Source organism: Halanaerobium sehlinense, assembly GCF_055379485.1.
On record NZ_AP042442.1, the window covers coordinates 1,487,900 to 1,506,318 of the forward strand.

Sequence of the window (18,419 nt, forward strand, 5' to 3'; positions counted from 1 at the left end):
AATTTGAGAGGAGATAGATAATGAAAGAAGAAATTTATCCAATTGCGATAGAAGATAAAATGAAGGATGCATATTTGAATTATTCCTTAAGTGTAATCATCGGTAGAGCCCTACCAGATGTTAGAGATGGTTTAAAACCTGTACATAGACGTATACTTTTTGCAGCCAGAGAGTTAGGTCTGCTTCATAATAGACCACATAAGAAATCAGCGCGTTTGGTTGGTGAGGTTTTAGGTAAGTTTCACCCTCATGGTGATAGTGCTGTTTATGAGGCGATGGTGAGGATGGCCCAGGATTTCAATCAGCGTTATCAGCTGATCGACGGCCAGGGTAACTATGGCTCAATTGATGGTGATAGTGCTGCTGCTATGCGTTATACAGAAACCAAACTGACAGAAATAGCAGAAGCTCTTTTAGATAATATTGATGAAAAAACTGTTAATTTTACTGATAACTTTGACGGCAGTCTGCAGGAACCAGAAGTTCTGCCCTCCAAAATTCCAAATCTTTTAGTAAATGGCTCAAGTGGGATTGCGGTTGGGATGAGCACTTCTATCCCGCCCCACAATTTAGGTGAGGTTGTAGATGCTCTAATCCACCTTTTAGACTACCCTAATGCAAGACTGGAGACAATAATTAAAAATCATCTTCCAGGTCCTGATTTCCCTACAGGAGCTAAAATTGTAGGTAATGATGGAATCAAAAGTGCTTATGAAACAGGTAAGGGTAAGATAACCTTGAGGGCAAAAAGTAAAATTGAAAAAGAAGGAAGACACCAGAACTTAATAATCACAGAAATTCCCTATCAGGTAAATAAAGCTAAATTAATTGAGGAAATTGCAGCTTTAGTAAATAAGGGTAAGATAAATCAGGTATCTGATTTAAGAGACGAATCTGATAAAAGCGGAATTAGAATAGTTATTGAATTAAAGAGTGGTGGTGATCCAGAATTAATTTTAAATAGATTATATAAATATACTTCACTTCAAAACAATTTCAGAATTAATTTGCTGGCTTTAAATGATAAGAAACCGGTAGTTATGGGACTTTTAGAAATTTTAGAGCACTTTTTAAATTTCCGCAAAGAAGTTATCAGAAAGCATACAAAATATAATTTAGATAAATCAGAAAACCGTTATCACATTCTTGAGGGCCTCAAAAGAGCAATTGATGAACTTGATATAGTAATTCAGGTTATTCGAAGTTCTAAATCAAAACAGGAAGCCCGGGAAAAACTGATGCAGGAGCTTGATATCACTGAAAAACAGGCACAATCGATACTTGAAATGCAGCTGCAGCGTTTGGTAGGAATGGAATTTGAAAAACTTGAGGCTGAGCGCGAAGATTTAGCTGAAAAAATTAAGTACTATAAAAATATCTTAAATAATCAAGATGTTTTAAATACTGTTCTCAGAGATGAATTAAAAGAAATCAAAAAACGTTTTGGGGACCAGCGCCGAACAGAAATTATTAGCGATGACAGTAAAGCAGAAATCAGCAAAGATGATCTGATAAAAGAAAAAAAAGCTGTTCTATCGCTTTCTTATCGAGGTATTATTAAAAGAAACGAAGAATATAAGAATTTGAGAGCTGCCAAAAATGACTACCTGGTTTCAACTGCTGAGGGCTCATCACTTGACCAGCTTCTCTTCTTCAGTGATCACGGAGAAGTTTACAATCTACAGGTCCATGATATTGAAGAACATCACGGCCTGGCGACTGGAGATAATCTGAGTAAATATATTCAGATCCCGATTAAAGAAAATATAATTTCCTTTAACATTCTAGCCAAAGATGAGGCAGACAGCAAAAATGAGTTTTATACTTTTGTTACCAAAAATGGTTTAATTAAAAGAAGTAGTGCAGATGAATATCGAACTAATTACAGCCACATTAGGGCAATTAAATTGGATGATGATCAGCTCTTAAATGTCGAAAAAACTAATGAAAAACAGGACCTATTTGTTGTTAGTAAAAACGGTTATATTATCCGATTCAGTGGTGACAGCTTCTCCACTACCGGCCGTAATACTCTTGGAAGTAAAGCAATTAATCTTACTAAAAAAGATAAAGTTATTTACTTTAATACTTTTGCTCCAGATCACTATTTGGTATCTATTTCTGAAGATGGTAGGGCTAATAAAATTAAACTAAGCAGCTTCAGAGTCCAGAAGAGAAATGGTAAGGGAGTTAGAATTTTCTCCAATACAAAATACAAATTGGCAGGAGCTGTTAAAGCAGCTAAGGATGACAAAATATTAATTGCTGCTAAAAATGGAGAAATCAACGAATTAAATGTTAATGATATTCCCGAAACTTCTCCAGGTGGTAATATGTATCAAGCAACTCATGGGTTAGAATTCGAAAAAATTATGGCTGTTGAAAAAATTATTGAAATTAATTAAAAATAAGAACCCTTCAGGATGGCAATAATATCATCCTGAAGGGTTTTTTTTATGAAAAATATTCTTTTATTTTAAAAAGACATGATTATCAATTGTAACCATTTTTGTTCTGCTGGCAAAGAAATCTGGATTTCTGGACTTTTTGGGATTATAAAAATATAAACTTCCCTGACTTGGATCTATACCACTTGCTGCATCATAAGCCGCTTTATAAGCGTCGCTGCTTGGAGAAAGGTTGATCATCCCATTTTCTACAGGAGTAAATTGTCCTGATTGGTAAACAACGCCTTTAATTGAATTGGGGAATGATGGATGGTAGACTCTATTGATTATTACAGCCCCCACAGCAACCTTACCCTCATAACTTTCTCCTCTTGCTTCTGCATTGATAATACTGGCCAGAACTTCCATTTCTTCAGCGCTAAAATTTTTATAGCCATGGAAGTTATCCTGAACAGCCTGCTGATTATCATCACCACTGCCTAAAACAACCATTAAAAACATTATTCCAAGACCGGTATAGATATCTTCTTTCTCAATTGAAGCAGCTCTAACTTCAGCAGCAGAAGGTATTATAGATGGAATAAATATGGTATTTAATACTATAATCACAGTTAATAAGACTATAACTTTTTTTAAATGAATCTTCTCCATAAGCATTCTCCTTTACCAAATTTCACAGATTAATATTATTAATATATATTAGTTATTTAAATATTTAAAGCAGCAGTGCTAATAATGCTAAACCACCAATAATATAACCTGTTCTTAGAGAACCTCCATCTTCTTCAGCTTTTGCCTCTTTTTCTCCTTCTAAAACAGCAATTCTATTTTCAAGTTCTTCTATTCTGGTCATATTTACACTCTGATTGTCTTCAAGTTCCTGCAGCTTCTGCCCGGAAAGTCCTTCAGCTTTTAGAGCCGCTAGCTCTTCTTCTAAGGCTGCGATTTGACCATCTATTTCGTTAACACTTGCTTCTAAATTAGATACTTTCTGTACATCTTCATTCATTTCTGCTATTTCTACATTTAGATTTGCTATGTCCTCATTTTGAATTTGATTTGTATCTTCTAGATTATTTAATCTTTCTTCAAAATTTTTCTGTCTTTCAGCAACAGTAACCAGTTCATCTCTAAATTCTAAAGAAAGCTCCCTAATAACATCAACATCTTCTTCACTTAAGTTTTGAGAACCTGCTGCTCCACCAACTGTATTTTCTAAAACATTTGCAATTATTTCTGCCATTTCATATCTGGTTAATGGTTCCTCACCATTAAAATCTTCTCCAGAATAAAGGCTTAAGTATCCCCTCTCAGCTAAAGTTTGAACACTGTCATAAGCCCAGTGATCACGAGGCACATCATCAAACTGCTGGGCATAAGCACCAACACTAAAAATTAAAACAAATAATACTGTTAAAGAAATTACTTTTTTATAGTTAAACATTTAATTTTCCTCCTCAATAATATTTCGTTGTTCAATTTGAAATTGCTCTCCAGTTCCAGTTACTGCTTCTAAGTTGTTAATATTAATACTACCAGGATTGTCACTTTTTAATTTGAAATGAATAGTAGCAATTACCCCATTAGCTTTATTAAAAGGAAATTCTTGATCAAAGATAACTTTACCAGGCTCTGATTTGTCAGGTCTGTTAAATGGTAATAAGTTGTTGTCTCCGACAAAGAAATCACCTCTAGAAATATGAGTTAAAAGAAGATTATCACTGTTATAATTTAGTTCAAAGGATATATTTTCAGCTTCAGAAATATTAGCAGCTAATATATCAACAGCATAATAGTCTTCATCTCGCTGGCCCATAGTTTCTTTGAGTAAAATTAAGGGTTTTAATTCTGGTAAACTAATCTCTTCGACAATTGTTTTCTGGTAATTATTAAGACCAGTAACTTTTAAGGCAAATGGTAGTGTTCCATCAACTCTTAAAGCTTCAATTGCCCAATTAACATTAATATTTTCTCCATCTCTCAACATACCCAGATGTTTTTTACTCTTTTCCTGACTGGCAGTTACTAAACCAGGTGGCAGGATTAGCTCTGCTTCAACACCATAAAGTGATGTTTCTCCAAAGTTATTGATTTCAGCCTGAATTCTAAATGGATTTGGTTCAAGTCTGCCGTCAACAGATTGAACATCTTCCATCAGAGTAATATTCGCGTCTAATTCAGGTGGACCTAAAAATCTCACTCTTCTTTCAACCTCATTGGAATCAGTATTCTCAGCATCAACTACTACCCTATAAGTCATAGCTTCTGGCAGAGAACTTAAATTTCTTGCACCAACATTCCAGGTGATTTGAGAAATATCTCCGGGTTCCATATCTCCAAGATTTCTTGTTATTTCATCTGCTCTAAAGTTACTGGGTAGTTTGATTTCTAAAGAAACATTCCGGGCATTAATTTCTGATGTATTCTCAAGATAAGCCACTACAGGAAAACTAGGATTATTTTCGTCTAATGTAACCTCTGCTGGTGATGTTACACCAAGTGAGAGAATACCAGGAACAATAGTTATTCCACCAAGTCCATATTTTGTAATATAGGTTTTGCTGCCACCGGGCTCAATAATTTCTGGAACCCAGTACATAGCTATTGCACTATCAATTTCATACTCACCTTTACGAATAAATTCCTGACCTGGGTTAAAATCAAAATCCCAGACACCATCAGCTAAACTTCCCCAGTCTGAAAAATAAACTCTATCCGGAGTACTTACATCAGTACCAATAAATGATCCCTGTGAAGTAACCTGAGGATTTGATACACTATCAAAAGCCTGCCAAAAATCGTCCAGCTGCTTATCATAGTATAATTTATCTTGTGAAATTGTAGCTTCTCCCAATCTGAATGGGGCACCATCATTTTCACCAAGCATTGTATCAAGCATTATCCTCAAACCAACTTTTTCTTCCTGTTCTCCCTGATTGATAACTCTATACTGGATTTGAGCACTATCTGCAAGACCAGTTGTTGAGCTTTTAACAATGGTCAATATTTGTTCAACAACTATATTATCAAATTTAGTTTTAGTAACTATTTGATTATCCTCAACTGTTGGTTCTTGAATAACCTCTCCATATTTAGCATTATCTCCAGCTCTTCTTTCAGTTGAGCCACCAAAAACATATTTTTCGTTATTAATCCAGAGTGATGTATAAGAAGTCCAGGGATTAGGACGCCCATAAATTAAAGGCTTATTATCATCATTTTCTCTAGCAGGGGCACCACCTGTAGTTTCTACAGCAAATCGCCCCTGTGAATTTTGATTTTGATTAACGACAATTACTATATATTCATTACCAAAACGAAGATTATTGTGCTCATCTTCATTTTGGAAAAAGTTATCCTGTGCAGCTGCGGTAAAGCTTAAACTTAAAATTAGCAGCATTGTAATAAAAACTATACTTTTATCTCTATATTTCCTCATTAACAACTACTCACCTCCGGTAATAAAATCAACCTGGCCAATATCTACTTCTACCTGACTGTTATCAGATTGGTCTATATAATATCTTACTGAAACAGGGATTCTATAAGCCTGTTGATATTCTTTAAACTGCCATCCGTGCTCTAAAGTTAGTTGAGCAACTCGATCCATAGAATCATAACCTGAAGACTCAGTCACTTCAATATTATTAACAGTTCCTCCTGGTGATATTTCAACCATTAATCTAACTGTACCTTCTGAACGGCTTCCAACTAAATCTTTTGGGAAAGTTGGGGGTTCAATTAAACCAATTAAATCACCTGCTGTTGGGGGAGGTGGTGGAGCTGTTTCTTCCACCTCAGCTGAACTTTCAATTTTTTCTTCCTCAGTCTCAGAAATCTCAGCTTCATTTTCTTCAGAAGCACTGGTGCTTTCCTCAACTGCAGTATCACCCTCAGCTGCTGTGCTGCTTTCTTCACTCTGAACATCATTTTCACTGCTATCTGTTTCCTGAACTACTTCAACTTCACTTTCACTTTCCTCACTGGCCATAACTTCTTCTTCAGTTTCTGGCTCAGGAGCAGTCTCAGGTTCTTCAACAGGTTCTTCAACAGATTCAGCCTCAGGTTCAGTTTCTGGTTCTAACTGTTCAGGTTCTACTTCCGCATGAGCTGTTTCTTCTGCTGCATCTTCAATTTCCTCTTTAACCGGTTCTGCAGTTGTTTCATTTTCAGATGGCTCTACTTCAGTTGTTTCCTCTTCAGCTGGAGCTTCTGCCTCAGGCTCTGCTTCAATTTCTTCAACTTCTGGCTCCACGGTTTCTTCAGGAACTACCTCTTCTACTTCTTCAAATTCTTCTGGTTCTTCTGCTGGGGGTTCTTCAATTGATTCTACTTCTTCCACAGCAGCCTCTTCCTCTACAGGTGCTGGCTGATAATCAACCATCTGCACATATCCATAATCATTTAACTCACTTTCACTTTGAGCACTACCATGCAGAAAGCCTATTGGAAGGAAGTATATAATTAAAAAATGTACAACAATTGAGATGCTTATATATAACAATAATTTTCGATCGTCGTTATTATTAGGCATAAATTCACCATCCTATTAACTACCTTCTTTTTCTGCTGCTAATGCCAATCTAGTTATGCCAACATTTCGCATTCCATCCATTAGCGAAACAACATTCTCATAACGAGTATTTTTATCAGCACTAATTACAATAGTTAGGTTATTATTTTCATTATTTGCAACTTCTGCTTCCGATATAATCTGATTTAAAGCTAATGATTGATCTTCATAATAGTAATTACCTTCTGAATCAATTTGAACTATAAAATTTTGACTATTTTGTTCTGTAGCAGTTACAGCTTTTGGCAGCTGCATTTCAATTCCTTCTGGGGTAGTTCTAAAAGTAGTAAAGAGCATAAAAAATACTAAAAGAAAAAATATAACATCAATCATAGGAATTATATTAATTGAACTTTTTTTCTTAAGAGTAGTTTTGAACATCACTTTCACCTCTATTACTGCTTACCACATCAACAATTTCAACCATATTTAAGTTCATCTGATGGGCTTTTCTTTCTACTTTATGAGCAAAATAAGAGTAGAATATAGCAGTTGGAATAGCAATAATTAATCCAAGAGCAGTACTAATTAATGCTGCTGCAATCCCGGAGCTGATTTGAGCTGGGTTTGCTGCTCCTGCTGCTGTACCTAAAATGTTAAAACTGCTAATAATCCCCATAACTGTACCTAAAAGACCTAACAAAGGTGAAATCATTGCTATAACATCTAAAATAGGCAAATGTCTTTCCATCTTTTTGATTTCATCTTCTCCAACCGCCTGTAAAACTTCTCTTAAGCGGGATGAATTTTCACTATTATGAGCCAAAGCAGCTGACAGCAGTTTAGCATTTGTACCTTTTTTACCTTTAAGTTCATTTAAAGCGCTTAAAATGTCTCCTTCTTCCACTAATATTTCTATTCTTTTAATCAATCTCACATTATTATCGTTATTTCTATAAAAGAAAATGGCCTTCTCGATTATTACAGCAAGGCTGAATACTGATGCAATCAAAAGCGGTATGGTCATTGGTCCACCAAGTGTTAATAAATTCCAAATACGATTAAAATCCAATCCTATCACTCCTCTTAAATCAATAATATTATAAATTTTATGCTTTGATTTCTAAAACTTAATTTAAATAGTAATTTTTAATTTGCTCTAAACCGAGGGAAAAATAAGTCTAAATTCAGTTCCGTTTTTCCCGCTGTCAACTTCAACTTCACCCTGCTGAGCATCCATTAATTCTTTGACTACTGCCAAACCAATACCTGTACCCTGGTTATTTGAATTTCTGGATTTATCTGCTCTATAAAATCTTTCGAAAATATATGGCAGATCCTTACTGCTGATACCTTCTCCAGTGTCTTTAACTGCAATAATTAATTTGTTCTGTTTATTAAAACTTCTAATCTCAATCTTTCCATTAATAACATTATATTTTATTGCGTTTTCTATAATATTATTAAAAATTTGAAATATACTATCTTTATCGCCTTTAATATATAGTTTGGGATCAAGTTTTAAATCTAATTCAATATTTTTTTCATTTAAATAATTTTGGTACTTTTTAATTATCTTCTTAATAATAGTATTTAAATTTAGTTTTTCCTCAGTTAAATTAAATATCTTATTTTGAGCATTAGCAAATTCATTTAATTTTTCAATTAAATTAGTCATCCGCTGACTTTCTTCCTGCATTTCTTTAATAGTTTCTTGATCAGCTTCCATTTTTCCGTCTTCTATAGCTTCCAAATAGCCTTTGATAGTAGTTAAAGGAGTTCTTAATTCATGAGCTAAATCTGAGGTTGATTCTTTTCTTATTTTTTCTAATTTATGCAGCTTTCTGCTCATCAAATTAAAAGCTTCTATTAATTCTGTTAATTCGTCATCTCCTTTGCTTTCAATATTTTGTTGATAATTTCCTTGAGCTACAGCTAAAGCTGCATTCTTTACTTTGATCAGTGGACTTGTAATTTTTTTTGATAAAATAAAAGAAAGAATAATTACTAAAAAACTTACAAATAATGCACTTAAAATTATTGCTCGATATACATTGTTTTTGAAATAACTGTATAACTCTGAATCAATTTTATTTTCTCCACTTAGTTCTTTCCAGTGCAGAGTTAAGACTTTTTTACCTTCAAAAAAAACATCCTGATTTTTAGTTTGACCTGGAAAATCAGCAGGCTGCTGTCTCAACATATTCATATGATTCATATGCATATTATTGTTCATGCCCATTCTTCTCATCATATTAGACATCTGACTATTCTGAGCAGGGAAATAAATTAGTTCTCCATTTTGATCTTCAATCCAAATTGGAGTCCGATTTGTTCTGCTGAAATTTTCCACTAAAGATATAATACTATTTAAATCATTATTAGTATAATTTTCACTTATCATTTCTGCCAGTTCACTTATGTTTTCTTCACGCTGCAGATTAATAAATCTATCAAATCTATCTCCTACAGAAAAACTTATAAAAACCCCTACTAATAAAAGGGATAAAATTACAAGGATTAAAAAGATAATAAATAATTTTTTACCCAGTTTAGACATTAAATATCACCTGTAAACTTATATCCCGCCCCATAAACGGTGACTATATACTGGTCTTTTGCAAGATCTAATTTTTTTCTAATATTTTTTATATGAGCATCAATTGTTCTGTCAAAACCACTAAATTCTAAGCCCATTACCTGATCAGCCAACTGTTCTCGGCTTAAAACCTGTTCCGGATTATTAATCAAAGCCATTAATAACTTAAACTCTGTACTTGTCAGCTCACAGTCTTCATTATTTTTTTTAACTCTCATCTCTTCTGGAAAAATTTTATATTCGCCATCATTTAAGCTGATAATACTTGCTGTTTTATGGTTTTTACTGCGTCTTAAAACAGCTTTAACTCTCATTAAAAGTTCGCGGGGACTGAAGGGTTTGCTTAGATAATCATCAGCTCCATAATTAAATCCATTTATTTTATCTTCTTCACTACTTTTAGCTGTCAACATGATTATTGGGGTATCAGAAACCTGTCTAATTTTCTGGCAGACTTCCTCACCACTTATTTTCGGCAGCATTAAATCTAAAATAATTAATACTATCTCATTATTTTTGAAAACATCCAGTGCTTTTTTTCCATCTTCTGCTTCTAAAATAGAATAATCATCTTGTAGATAACTTTTGATCAGCTTTCTAATTTTAGCTTCATCTTCTACTATTAATATTTTTTCCATATTGACACCTCAAAAAATACTTGAAATTTATTAAAAATTTACCAAATAAAACTCCAATTAAATAACTTCTTCAGCTAAAGAAGTTCAGTGATAAGTGAAAATCCCTAACTATTATCTATTATATAACTTAACCCCCCAATAATACAAGTTAAAATAAGATTAAAAAAAGAAAAATCTGCCCACCGGAAGGGCAGACAGATAATGGATTTATCTTGGTTCTACAATTAATTTTATAGCTGTTCTTTCTTCACCATCAATTTCTATATCTGTGAAGGCAGGAATACAGATCAAATCAATACCACTTGGAGCTACAAAGCCCCTTGCAATTGCTACAGCTTTAACACCCTGATTAAGTGCTCCGGCACCTATAGCCTGCAGTTCAGCATTCCCCTGTTCTCTCAAAACACCGGCTAAAGCTCCAGCAACCTTGTTAGGGCTCGAACTAGATGATACCTTTAATATTTCCATCTTCGTCTATTACCTCCTTGATTTGCTAAAATATTATTTCCCTCTAATAATATATTAGCCATCAATAAAATAAATTCCTGCATTTTTACGAAAAATTATAAATTATTTTTCTTTATTTCCATGATTTGCTTTACAGAATTACTATCTTTATCAATTTTTAGCAAAACAGCTTCAATTTTAACCTTGCCGGTTCCTACCTCATAACTAACAGGTAGAGAGGTTTTCATTTTTTCAACCATTTTCTCTGGCTTCATACCTAAAATAGAATCTACAGCTCCTGTTAAACCAGCATCAGTAATATAAGCAGTGCCTTCAGGAAAAACCTGAGCATCATTTGTTTGAACATGGGTATGTGTTCCAATAACAGCTGTAACCATCCCATCTACCGCTCGCGCAAACGCCATTTTTTCTCCTGTAGCTTCTGCATGAAAATCAACTAAAATAATATCAGAATCTTTGATTTCAGGATAAAGGTCCATGAATTTATGGTAGGGAGAATCATTATTACCCATATATATCTGGCCAATCAAATTAACAATAGTAATTTTTTTATTATTAATTTCTACAGTCTGCCAGCCTTTACCTGGGTTATTATCTGGATAGTTAAGAGGCCTAATTAGATTAGGATCCTGGTCAATAAAATTAAAAATATCTCTATTGTCCCAGGTATGATTTCCCATAGTAAAAAAATCGATTCCATAACCATAAAGTTCTTCAGCTACCTTTTTAGTTATTCCAAACCCACCAGCAGAGTTTTCACCATTTGCAATTATAAAATCAAGTTTATATTCTTTTTTTAGTTCCTCTAAAAAAAATCTTACAGCCCGTCTGCCAGCTCTACCAACAATATCTCCAACAAATAAAATATTCATTTCAACTCTCCCACATAAATTTATTATTAAAATTCACAAAAGGCTCCTCAAAGAGGAGCCCATTAATTTCAAAATTAATTATTTTTATTTAGCATAATCTACTACTCTGGTTTCACGAATTATAACAACTTTGATCTGTCCAGGATAGTCTAGATTTTTTTCGATCTTTTTAGTAATATCTCTAACCATTTTTGTACTTGCAATATCATTGATTTTATCAGGCTCAACGATTACTCTGATTTCACGTCCTGCCTGTATTGCATATGCTTTTTCTACACCTTCAAAGGACTCACCAATTTCTTCTAACTCTTCAAGTCTCTTAATATAAGACTCTAATGTTTCTTTTCTAGCTCCAGGTCGTGCAGCTGATATCGCATCAGCAGCCGCTACTAAAACAGCCTCTACTGATTTGAACTCAACATCATTGTGATGAGCTTCAATTGTATGAATTACCTTTTCACTTTCACCATGTTTTCTTGCAGTTTCTACACCAAGCTCAACATGTGTACCTTCCATGTCATGATCTATTGCTTTACCGATGTCATGGAGTAAGCCTCCACGTCTTGCAAGTGCAACATCAGCTCCTAATTCAGCAGCCATAATACTTGCTAAATAAGATACTTCAATTGCATGCTGTAATACATTTTGCCCATAACTTGTTCTAAACTTTAATCTTCCTAACAACTTAACCAGTTCAGGATTTAAACCATGAACTCCTGTATCAAAGGTTGCCTGTTCACCAATCTCCTTAATATGCTGATCTAATTCCTTCTCAGCCTTTTCAACCATTTCTTCTATACGAGCTGGGTGAATTCGACCATCAACAATTAGCTTTTCTAAGGCAATTCTTGCAATCTCGCGTCTGATAGGATCAAAACCAGAAATAACAACTGCTTCAGGAGTATCATCAATAATTAAATCGATTCCTGTTAGACTCTCTAAAGTTCTGATATTTCTTCCTTCACGACCTATGATTCTACCTTTCATATCATCATTTGGAAGATTAACAACAGATACAGTTGATTCTGTTACATGATCAGCTGCAGATCTCTGTATGGCAAGAGATATTATCTCTCTAGCCTTTTTCTCAGATTCTTCTTTGGCCTGAGCCTCTTTTTCTTTAATCATCTTAGCATATTCATGATCTAGTTCAGATTCTACCTTATTTAAAAGATATTCTCTAGCCTCACTTTCTGAAAAGCTAGAAATTCTTTCTAATTTCTCTTTTTGTTCCTTCTTTATCTCTTCAATTTCCTCTTCAGCTTTAGTCAAATTCTTATCTCGATCTTTAATGCTCTGTTCTTTTCGTTCTAAGTTTTCAGATTTACGATCAAGATTCTCTTCTTTATGCATCAGTCTATTTTCTAACTTCTGCAGTTCGTCTCTTCTTTTTTGACTCTCTTTATTTGCTTCTTCTCGAATTTGATGTGCATCTTCTTTAGCCTCAAGAGTAATTTCCTTCTTTTTCGCCTTTGCATCTCTTTCTGCATCTTGGATAATCTTCTCTGCTTCTTGTTCTGCAGACTGCATACGTGCTTTCGCAATATATTTTCGAATTAAATACCCAATTACAATCCCGAGAGGTAGGGCAATTATAAAATAAAACACACCTCCATTAATAATATTCACCCCCTGTCTATATTCAGTTTTTTTTATTTTTAATTTACATTTTCTAATAATATTTTAACTTTTTTATTGGCTTATGTCAAGAAAATAGTGCAATCTGGTATAAAAAGGAAAAAGCCTGCAGATACAGGCTTTTGTTAAAAAATTATTTATCTGTTATTTGATAAATTAAATCATAGTTAAATCCCTTATTTGCCAGATAGTTTTTTAATTTATAGCTGGAACTATCTTCTTCAGTTCTTCTCCGCAACCATTTATCTTTAAGATATTCAGCCATTTCAAGCTCTTCCTGACTGCTGAGATATTGATTCAAAGCATTATTTATAATTCTTTGGTTAACACCTTTATTTTTTAATTCTTTATAGATTAACTTGCGGCCGCGTGGATGATGTTTTTTACGAGAACGAATCCACATTTCAGCAAATCGTTCTTCATTAAGATAGTCATTTTCTAACAAAAAATCAACTACTGCTTTAATGATTTCTTCTTCAAAATCTTTTTTTCTTAACCTATCTTCAATTTCTTTAATTGTTCTTTCACGATAGCTCAAAAGTTTAAATGCTTTATTTCTTGCCTGAGAAAATTTTTCTTTATCTATCTGATCCATTTAAGATTATTCCTCTTCCTTTTCTTTCTTTTCATCACTTTCTGCTTCAATTTCTCCTTCAATCAGACCAACTTTAACTCTTATTTTTTCATCAATTTCTTCCATAACTTCAGGGTTATCCTGTAAAAATTCTTTTGAATTCTGTCTACCCTGACCTAAGCGAACATCACCATATGAATACCAGGAACCTGCTCTATCTACAATTCCTGTTTCTTCAGCCATATCAAGGATACATCCTGATTGAGAAATACCTGTGCCATACATTATATCAAATTGACAGTTTCTGAAAGGAGCAGCAACTTTATTTTTAACAACCTTAACTTTAGCTGTACTACCTATCAATTTATCTCCATCTTTAATAGTCTGTGACCTTCTCATTTCTATTCTAACTGAAGAATAAAATTTGAGTGCACGACCACCAGGAGTTGTTTCCGGATTACCGAACATTACCCCAATTTTTTCTCGAATCTGGTTAATGAAGATCACCGCTGCTTTTGATTTACTGATAGCACCTGACAATTTACGCATAGCCTGTGACATTAGTCTAGCCTGCAGACCCATATGAGAATCTCCCATATCACCTTCTAATTCTGCTTTTGGAACTAGAGCAGCAACTGAGTCAATAACAACCAGGTCAACTGCATTACTGCGAACAAGAGCTTCTCCTATTTCTAAAGCTTCTTCTCCACTATCTGGCTGTGAAATTAGTAAATTGTCAATATTAACGCCTAAATTTTTTGCATATTTTGGATCAAGAGCATGTTCAGCATCAATAAAAGCTGCTATTCCATCCATCTTTTGAGCTTCTGCTATGATATGCAGAGCTAAAGTTGTTTTACCTGATGATTCATTACCATATAATTCAATGATTCTTCCTTTTGGAATACCACCTATACCTAATGCTAAATCCAGCGGTAGAGCCCCGGTAGGGATTGCTTCTACATTTAACCTTTGAGAATCTCCTAACCTCATTATTGAACCCTTACCAAATTGTTTTTCTATTCGATTAACCGCCTTATCAAGCGCTTTTTCTTTATCACTAGTTGCCAAGTTTATCTTCCTCCCCAAATTTATTTTAACTGCAATTTTTGTCTTTAAATATATTATAGAACAAATGTTTAATGATTGCAAGTTCAATTTCTATTAAATGGAAAATAATTCAATATATTCTGGCCCTCCTGGTTTCAACTTACTCTGATAAAGGGTAACTGCCTCAATTTGTGCATAAATGTTGATGAAACCAGGATCTCTAAATTTACTTTTAATTTTTAAAGATCTATTTTTCGATCTTCCCAGAGTCAGATGAGGAATATAGTTTCTGTCATCTTCAGCAAAATCAAATTTGCTTAATTCAGCTTCTAAATTATTATGAATACTTTTCAAAAACTCTTTTCCTTCACTAACTGCTAAATAAAGGACCTTTGCTCTTTCTAAATCTGGAAAGGCATCAATTTTATTGAAGTTTATATATCTATTTTTTTCTTTAAAGTTAATATTTTTTAAGGCTTTGATTAGCATATTTTTTTCAGCTTCAGAGCCTTCACCAATGAACTTAAGAGTCAAATGCAGCTGGTCTTTATTGACCCATTTAAAATTAGATTCTAAGTCAGTTTTTATTAAGTCCAATTTGTTTTCAATTAAATTTTTACTTCTACTGTTAATATCAGCTGCTATAAAAAGTCTCATATCTTACTCCTTTTAACCATTGATCCCTAATTCAGCTTCAACTTCATCTAAAAGTTCCCTTGCTTCCAGATAGTTATCATTAATGTGCAGAGCTTTTCTCAATTCAGCTCTAGCAGCTTCCAGCATTTCTGCTCGATAATAAGCCAGACCTAAATAATAACGACTTTCTGCATATTCAGGATTTTTTTCAACTGCCAGTGAGAATCTAGAAATAGCTCTATAATTTTCTTTTCTTTCCAGATGAACTATTCCCTCTGCTAAATAAGCCTGGACATAATTGGAATTATATTTAAGTGACTGACTGTAATAAGTTAGTGCCTGGTCATAATTACCGCGTGTCTTTTCTACCTGGCCTAATAAATAATAACCATAATAAGAATTAGAATTAATCTCTACTGCTTTTTTTAAAGCAGATTCTGCCTCATCATAATTTTCTAATTCTAAATAACTCTCTCCTAAGCCAATATAATAAGGTGCAAAGTCATCTCTTAACTTAATTCCCTGCTGAAAAATTGATACTGCTGAGTTATAATTATCAATTCTCTGATACAAATTACCAAGATTTAAATATAAAGATGACTGAGATCCATTTAATTCTAAAGCAGATTCATAATACTCAACAGCCTGATTTAAGTTTTCATTTTTTTCTTCAATTTTTGCAAGATTTAAATAATCAACTGCAGTCGGATCATTATCAATTATTTGCTGATACAATTCTTTGGCTTTCTCTAAATTATCGTTTTCTAGATTAACATAGGCTAAATCTCTCTTAAACTGCAGTTCTTCAACTCCAAGCTTTTCTGCAGTCTCTAAATATCTTAAGGCTTCCTTAAAATCTGCACTGTCAAATTGGTTGTTCTTATTTAAATAAAGTTCTCCAATTCGCCAATTTAGTCTACCGCTTTGATAACCCAGATCATTCATTCTTTCTAAATAATTGACAGCTTTAGCTGACTGATTTCTGTTAACAGCAGTCATAGTTGAATAATATAAAACGCTAAATTTCAGTCCTTCATCAAGTTCGTGGTTCTCAATTAAGTTATTAAATTTTTCTTCCGCCAGTGCATAATTACCCTGGTTGTAATCATTTAAGGCTTCAGAGAATATTTCTGAAGCTGTTTTAGCTGCCGTGTCAGGTCCCTCCTGAGCCAAAACTAAACCAGAAAATGAAAATATTAATACTAAAATTAAAATTAAATTAATAAATTTTTTAAACATTATTTTCCTCACTTTCTTTAATGAGCTTATAAATTTCAAAAAGAGCGATTTGAGATGTATAAAAACGATTCATTTTTCTTCCGTAATTTTTTAACAATTTAAAGGTTTTTATTTCACCCTGATAATATATGGCTAAGTGCATTGTTCCTGCACTTTTACCATTATGATCCGAAGGGCCTGCTGCTCCTGTTGTGGCTATTACAAGATCAGTTTTAAAGATTTCAGCTGCATTTTCTGCCATTTTAATCACACATTTTTCACTAACAACACCAAACTTTTTTAAAAATTCACGGTCAATGTTTAATAGATTTTCTTTTATTTTTTTATTATAAGCAACAATAGAGCCCCAAAAATATTGAGAACTGCCACCTTTTTCTGTTAATCTTTTAGCTAACAATCCACCCGTAAAAGACTCAGCAGTTGAAATACTGAGTTTTTTAGAAATTAATAACTTATGAACTTTAGACAAAATATCTTCTGCATCTTCTCCATAAATATAATTTTTAAAATTACTTTTAATTTTTTCAGAAGCATTATTGATAATCTTTGCTTTTAATTTTTGATCATTAACCTGATCACTGTCAATTTTAAGCCTCAACTTCACCTCTGCTTTTCCAGCCTGATAGCTAATTTCTAAAGCTGGGTTAAGTTCTAATTTTTCCACTTCTGAAGCAAGTGTTGATTCTCCAATACCAATAAAGTTAAATTCTTTTATTAACAAATTATTTTTAGTTAGCTTAACTATCTGGGGACTAATTTTATTTTTAAATAAATATTTTAATTCAGATGGCACACCTGGTAATAAATAAAACAATTTTTTATCAACTTTTACTTTTAATGCAGGAGCTGTACCTCGACTGTTTTCAATAATCTCAGCTCCAGTTGGGAAAAAGGCCTGTGATAAATTATTTGATGTCATCTGAGATTCGTGATTGCAAAAGATGCCTTTTAGCTTATTTTCGATTTCTTCAGAATACTGAAGCTCTAAATTCACTGCTTCTGCAAACGCTTCTTTAGTCTTATCATCTTTAGTAGGCCCAAGTCCACCTGTAATAAAAATCAAGTCTGCATTTTCTGAAGCTTTTGAAATAGTTTTTTTAATCTTTTCTTTTTCATCACCACAAATACAAATATTTTCTATTTTAAAGCCTAAATCATTTAAATTTTTAGCTAAAAATTGTGAATTGCTGTCCTGTACAAGTCCACTAATCAATTCCGATCCTGTTGCTACTATTGCTGCTCTCAATATTTCCACCTCTTATTAATTATACCATTTTAGACAAAAAAAATCGACCCTGTAGAGGTCGATTGAATTAGAATCAGATTAAAATTATTTAAAGTAAAAATAAAACTATTTTCAAAATTATTAATGTTGTTAAACCGGCCAATAAATCATCCAGCATAACACCCCAGCCTGAAGGTAGTGTCTGAACTTTATCTATTAACCAGGGTTTAGTTATATCAAAAACTCTAAATAAAATAAAACCTCCGATTAAAACTGGTGTGTTTAAGGGTAAAGTATAATATGCTAAAAGCTGTCCGGCCATTTCGTCAATTACAATTTTACCATCATCTTTAATTCCCGTCTGTTTTTCTTCAAAATTAGCAACCGCAACACCACCTAATGAAAGAGCAGATATTAAATAGATATTATTTAATATTGGAAAAGCAAAGACAAGTAAAACCATCAGCAGTGAACCCCAGGTCCCGGGTGCATAAGGAAGGTGACCACTGTAAAAACCGGTTGCCAGAAAATGATTAATTTTTTTGAGCATAAATTCCTC

18 protein-coding genes are annotated in these 18,419 nt (G+C 33.3%); 1 reads left to right on the forward strand and 17 read right to left on the reverse strand.

The window, feature by feature from the left end:
- The first annotated feature begins 20 nt into the window (after nucleotides 1-20).
- Complete coding sequence (gene gyrA, locus ACZ446_RS07125) at nucleotides 21-2,405, forward strand: DNA gyrase subunit A (RefSeq protein WP_464391897.1); 2,385 nt, start codon at nucleotides 21-23, stop codon at nucleotides 2,403-2,405.
- Nucleotides 2,406-2,471: 66 nt separating this feature from the next.
- Here gyrA and ACZ446_RS07130 read toward each other — a convergent pair whose 3' ends face one another.
- The 17 genes from ACZ446_RS07130 to ACZ446_RS07210 form a co-directional block, all read right to left on the reverse strand.
- A complete protein-coding gene (locus tag ACZ446_RS07130; RefSeq protein ID WP_464391898.1) occupies nucleotides 2,472-3,059 on the reverse strand; it encodes a cell wall hydrolase in 588 nt (195 codons plus the stop codon).
- A gap of 64 nt (nucleotides 3,060-3,123) precedes the next feature.
- Nucleotides 3,124-3,852 (reverse strand): S-layer homology domain-containing protein, encoded by a 729-nt coding sequence (locus ACZ446_RS07135; protein WP_464391899.1) that lies wholly within the window; start codon nucleotides 3,850-3,852, stop codon nucleotides 3,124-3,126.
- Nucleotides 3,853-5,847: a COG1361 family protein gene (locus ACZ446_RS07140; RefSeq protein ID WP_464391900.1), complete on the reverse strand. Its 1,995-nt coding sequence runs from the start codon at nucleotides 5,845-5,847 to the stop codon at nucleotides 3,853-3,855.
- A gap of 6 nt (nucleotides 5,848-5,853) precedes the next feature.
- The gene (locus tag ACZ446_RS07145; protein WP_464391901.1) at nucleotides 5,854-6,942 is read right to left on the reverse strand and encodes a TonB family protein; all 1,089 of its coding nucleotides are present in this window, start codon (nucleotides 6,940-6,942) and stop codon (nucleotides 5,854-5,856) included.
- A 15-nt stretch (nucleotides 6,943-6,957) separates the two neighbouring features.
- Complete coding sequence (locus tag ACZ446_RS07150) at nucleotides 6,958-7,362, reverse strand: ExbD/TolR family protein (protein ID WP_464391902.1); 405 nt, start codon at nucleotides 7,360-7,362, stop codon at nucleotides 6,958-6,960.
- The gene (locus tag ACZ446_RS07155; protein WP_464391903.1) at nucleotides 7,343-8,002 is read right to left on the reverse strand and encodes a MotA/TolQ/ExbB proton channel family protein; all 660 of its coding nucleotides are present in this window, start codon (nucleotides 8,000-8,002) and stop codon (nucleotides 7,343-7,345) included. Before ACZ446_RS07155 ends, ACZ446_RS07150 begins: the two co-directional genes overlap by 20 nt.
- Nucleotides 8,003-8,080: 78 nt before the next feature.
- On the reverse strand, nucleotides 8,081-9,481 hold the full coding sequence (locus tag ACZ446_RS07160) for a sensor histidine kinase (protein WP_464391904.1): 1,401 nt from the start codon (nucleotides 9,479-9,481) through the stop codon (nucleotides 8,081-8,083).
- A complete protein-coding gene (locus ACZ446_RS07165; RefSeq protein ID WP_464391905.1) occupies nucleotides 9,481-10,158 on the reverse strand; it encodes a response regulator transcription factor in 678 nt (225 codons plus the stop codon). The genes ACZ446_RS07160 and ACZ446_RS07165 overlap by 1 nt, the downstream gene beginning before the upstream one ends.
- Before the next feature lie 207 nt (nucleotides 10,159-10,365).
- Nucleotides 10,366-10,626 (reverse strand): stage V sporulation protein S, encoded by a 261-nt coding sequence (locus tag ACZ446_RS07170; protein ID WP_464391906.1) that lies wholly within the window; start codon nucleotides 10,624-10,626, stop codon nucleotides 10,366-10,368.
- 95 nt (nucleotides 10,627-10,721) lie between these two features.
- Complete coding sequence (locus ACZ446_RS07175; protein ID WP_464391907.1) at nucleotides 10,722-11,498, reverse strand: TIGR00282 family metallophosphoesterase; 777 nt, start codon at nucleotides 11,496-11,498, stop codon at nucleotides 10,722-10,724.
- A gap of 84 nt (nucleotides 11,499-11,582) precedes the next feature.
- Complete coding sequence (rny, locus tag ACZ446_RS07180) at nucleotides 11,583-13,127, reverse strand: ribonuclease Y (protein ID WP_464391908.1); 1,545 nt, start codon at nucleotides 13,125-13,127, stop codon at nucleotides 11,583-11,585.
- 142 nt (nucleotides 13,128-13,269) lie between these two features.
- Nucleotides 13,270-13,731, reverse strand: coding sequence for a regulatory protein RecX (locus ACZ446_RS07185; protein ID WP_464391909.1), 462 nt, complete (start codon nucleotides 13,729-13,731; stop codon nucleotides 13,270-13,272).
- 6 nt (nucleotides 13,732-13,737) lie between these two features.
- Nucleotides 13,738-14,781, reverse strand: a complete 1,044-nt coding sequence (gene recA, locus ACZ446_RS07190; RefSeq protein ID WP_464391910.1) for a recombinase RecA — start codon at nucleotides 14,779-14,781, stop codon at nucleotides 13,738-13,740.
- Nucleotides 14,782-14,874: 93 nt separating this feature from the next.
- Nucleotides 14,875-15,417: an RNA 2',3'-cyclic phosphodiesterase gene (thpR, locus tag ACZ446_RS07195; protein WP_464391911.1), complete on the reverse strand. Its 543-nt coding sequence runs from the start codon at nucleotides 15,415-15,417 to the stop codon at nucleotides 14,875-14,877.
- Between the two features lie 12 nt (nucleotides 15,418-15,429).
- Complete coding sequence (locus tag ACZ446_RS07200) at nucleotides 15,430-16,635, reverse strand: tetratricopeptide repeat protein (protein WP_464391912.1); 1,206 nt, start codon at nucleotides 16,633-16,635, stop codon at nucleotides 15,430-15,432.
- Nucleotides 16,628-17,881, reverse strand: a complete 1,254-nt coding sequence (locus ACZ446_RS07205; RefSeq protein WP_464391913.1) for a competence/damage-inducible protein A — start codon at nucleotides 17,879-17,881, stop codon at nucleotides 16,628-16,630. The genes ACZ446_RS07200 and ACZ446_RS07205 overlap by 8 nt, the downstream gene beginning before the upstream one ends.
- 88 nt (nucleotides 17,882-17,969) lie before the next feature.
- On the reverse strand, nucleotides 17,970-18,410 hold the full coding sequence (locus tag ACZ446_RS07210) for a phosphatidylglycerophosphatase A family protein (RefSeq protein WP_464391914.1): 441 nt from the start codon (nucleotides 18,408-18,410) through the stop codon (nucleotides 17,970-17,972).
- Nucleotides 18,411-18,419: the final 9 nt, after the last annotated feature.

Excerpts from the sequence above, each read along its gene's own strand:
- ACZ446_RS07185 (WP_464391909.1), bottom strand. The coding sequence starts at position 13,731 with ATGGATCAGATAGATAAAGAAAAATTTTCTCAGGCAAGAAATAAAGCA.
- ACZ446_RS07145 (WP_464391901.1), bottom strand. The coding sequence starts at position 6,942 with ATGCCTAATAATAACGACGATCGAAAATTATTGTTATATATAAGCATC.
- ACZ446_RS07175 (WP_464391907.1), bottom strand. The coding sequence starts at position 11,498 with ATGAATATTTTATTTGTTGGAGATATTGTTGGTAGAGCTGGCAGACGG.
- ACZ446_RS07150 (WP_464391902.1), bottom strand. The coding sequence starts at position 7,362 with ATGTTCAAAACTACTCTTAAGAAAAAAAGTTCAATTAATATAATTCCT.
- ACZ446_RS07200 (WP_464391912.1), bottom strand. The coding sequence starts at position 16,635 with ATGTTTAAAAAATTTATTAATTTAATTTTAATTTTAGTATTAATATTT.
- ACZ446_RS07210 (WP_464391914.1), bottom strand. The coding sequence starts at position 18,410 with ATGCTCAAAAAAATTAATCATTTTCTGGCAACCGGTTTTTACAGTGGT.
- thpR (WP_464391911.1), bottom strand. The coding sequence starts at position 15,417 with ATGAGACTTTTTATAGCAGCTGATATTAACAGTAGAAGTAAAAATTTA.
- ACZ446_RS07135 (WP_464391899.1), bottom strand. The coding sequence starts at position 3,852 with ATGTTTAACTATAAAAAAGTAATTTCTTTAACAGTATTATTTGTTTTA.
- gyrA (WP_464391897.1), top strand. The coding sequence starts at position 21 with ATGAAAGAAGAAATTTATCCAATTGCGATAGAAGATAAAATGAAGGAT.
- ACZ446_RS07160 (WP_464391904.1), bottom strand. The coding sequence starts at position 9,481 with ATGTCTAAACTGGGTAAAAAATTATTTATTATCTTTTTAATCCTTGTA.
- ACZ446_RS07170 (WP_464391906.1), bottom strand. The coding sequence starts at position 10,626 with ATGGAAATATTAAAGGTATCATCTAGTTCGAGCCCTAACAAGGTTGCT.
- ACZ446_RS07140 (WP_464391900.1), bottom strand. The coding sequence starts at position 5,847 with ATGAGGAAATATAGAGATAAAAGTATAGTTTTTATTACAATGCTGCTA.
- ACZ446_RS07165 (WP_464391905.1), bottom strand. The coding sequence starts at position 10,158 with ATGGAAAAAATATTAATAGTAGAAGATGAAGCTAAAATTAGAAAGCTG.
- ACZ446_RS07130 (WP_464391898.1), bottom strand. The coding sequence starts at position 3,059 with ATGGAGAAGATTCATTTAAAAAAAGTTATAGTCTTATTAACTGTGATT.